General features: G+C 59.9%; 3 protein-coding genes. 2 read left to right on the forward strand and 1 reads right to left on the reverse strand.

The features are described from left to right. On the forward strand, positions 1–276 hold a 276-nt coding region (locus IVB50_RS26630; protein WP_247297960.1), incomplete at its 5' end, for a hypothetical protein. Between the two features lie 93 nt (positions 277–369). Here the strand turns inward: IVB50_RS26630 and IVB50_RS26635 are convergent. Beyond that, positions 370–849 (reverse strand): hypothetical protein, encoded by a 480-nt coding sequence (locus IVB50_RS26635; protein WP_240544137.1) that lies wholly within the window; start codon positions 847–849, stop codon positions 370–372. Positions 850–1,478: 629 nt separating this feature from the next. Here IVB50_RS26635 and IVB50_RS26640 point away from each other — a divergent pair. Then, entirely contained in the window at positions 1,479–1,817 is a 339-nt protein-coding gene (locus tag IVB50_RS26640; protein ID WP_085357172.1) for an H-NS histone family protein, read from the forward strand. Positions 1,818–2,007: the final 190 nt, after the last annotated feature.

Consider the following 2,007-nt stretch of genomic DNA (forward strand, 5'->3'; position numbering starts at 1 on the left):
ATTCAGGATCGCGCGTTAGCTCCGACCTTCATTCGACGTTGCACTTCGGAACACAGCAACGAGTCGATCGCCTTGCCAAAGCTCAACGTCGTGCTCGTCATGCATTTGCTCGGCTCGGCGTCTCGCCGCCTGCTCGTCAATGCAGTCGAGCTTTGCAGCGCAGATCAGTTGCCGGCTGCCGTCCACCACGAACACCTTGTACCGCATAATGCAGTCCGATCCCAAAGGCGACCGTCATCGTACTCGAATGTCCGTCTAAGCCACGTGCCAAACTAGGCGTGGCGCACGGAATCTTTGTACGTGTGGCAGTTCGACTATACCGGCTCGTGGAATCCATTGATTGCGCGGCGGATGTACCTCGCATCTAAGCTAACGTAATCTCCACGCATGCCGAAGCGTGCGGCTCGAGCTCAAGAGCGAGAGGCCACCAAGCGTCATCAGCAGCACACCGAACCAGGCCGTCCAGCTGCGCGCTTCGCCGTGCGCCTCTGCAGTGCGCGCGCCCAGCGGCATATCTTGAGGTGCGTCGGCGAGAAGCTGCCCAACGTCGACTTGGCCCGGCACGGAGTGTTCGGAGGTGAGCTGGTTGGGAAGATCGACAATGGGGGCCGCCGACCCCGTGCCGAGATTGGAAGCGGCATCAGCTACCTTCATTTCGGGTACAGGCGGCTGAGATTGCTCGGGCGGTGCGGAGCGCAGCACCTCCGCGCGCGCATCAACGACCGCGCTCCACCTCGTCCCGTTCTCGTCCAAACTGGCGCTGCGGTCTTTGGCCATGCGAGCCCGAATCGGCTTCTTCACCGTCGCGATGCCCTCGGCCAGGAACCAGCATTTGCGGCGACCGTCCATTCGGTAGACCCAATGCTGTCCACCAGTGGTCGAGGTACCGGGACGCGGCACGCATTCGGCTTGCGGCGGAGAGGTTACCGTGGGTTGGGGCGTAGCAGTATTGAAGAAGTCGGCAAGAGGGTTGGAAGACGCAGGCGCCGCCGATAAACCTCCGACAAGCACCAAACTGGCGAAGTATAATCGCAAATGACCGGACATCGAAAACTCCCGGGTGCGCCCCACCCCCGCTCGAACCTTAGCGGCGACAACGGCTCCCATGCGGCTTAAATCGGGCGGCGCGATGGATTAATTAATTGTACTCTTGGCTACCTGATTAATATGCCGGTCACGAGGCAGCGCGATTCATCGAGCCGTCCGCGCCGCCGTCCGGTCGATCGCCATCTTTGCGCTCGTCCCCGAGCACGAAAGCGCAACTGGCCGAGGGTGGGTTTGTGGAGGTCACGAGACGTGGCAACCCATTCGCGGAGAATTAAATACTCCGCCACGATATTACCACTGTCGCGCCTTTCTCCCTGCTACCTCTCGTATTAAATGTGGATTGCATGATCAATATTTCACTGAGGGCTTGTCTGCTCCCGGATTCCCGACTTGTCTGCCTGGGCCTTCTGCCCAAGATTAGGGATGGAGCCATGAACACCGCGCATTTCAATTCGCTCTCCGTTGACGAGCTCTGGATATTTCACCAAGAGGTCGCCGCCAAACTCACTCAGAAAATGTTGGTGCAAAAAGCACATTTGGAGGAACGGCTCCACAGGATTGGACTGGCCAACGAGGCCACGCGGTTCAATCGCGAGCGCCGTCCATACCCGCCCGTTCGTCCCAAATATCGCAATCCGAAGAACCCGGCGGAGACATGGTCGGGTCGCGGCAGGCTGCCTCGATGGCTGCGGCCGCAGCTTCGAGGCGGCCGAAAATTGGACGATTTCCTAATCGATCGGGCTTCAGCCGAAAAGCGGCAGACAAGTTGAGCGCGCGTTGCGGCATTTTGGGATGGAAATGCTGGCGCCGGCTGTTCCCCCTGGGCTCTGAGCTCCTCACATCATCGTTGAAGCGCGGGTCATAACCATGCTTCGAGGCATGGCCATAGCGAGAGCGCTGGGCTGATGGTCTCGCTGAATCGCTCGGGGGGCCCGCGGCGCAGTGAGGACATCGACGAGA

Origin of the sequence: Bradyrhizobium sp. 87 (assembly GCF_023073015.1) — a bacterium.
GTDB classification, from domain to species: domain Bacteria; phylum Pseudomonadota; class Alphaproteobacteria; order Rhizobiales; family Xanthobacteraceae; genus Bradyrhizobium; species Bradyrhizobium canariense_D.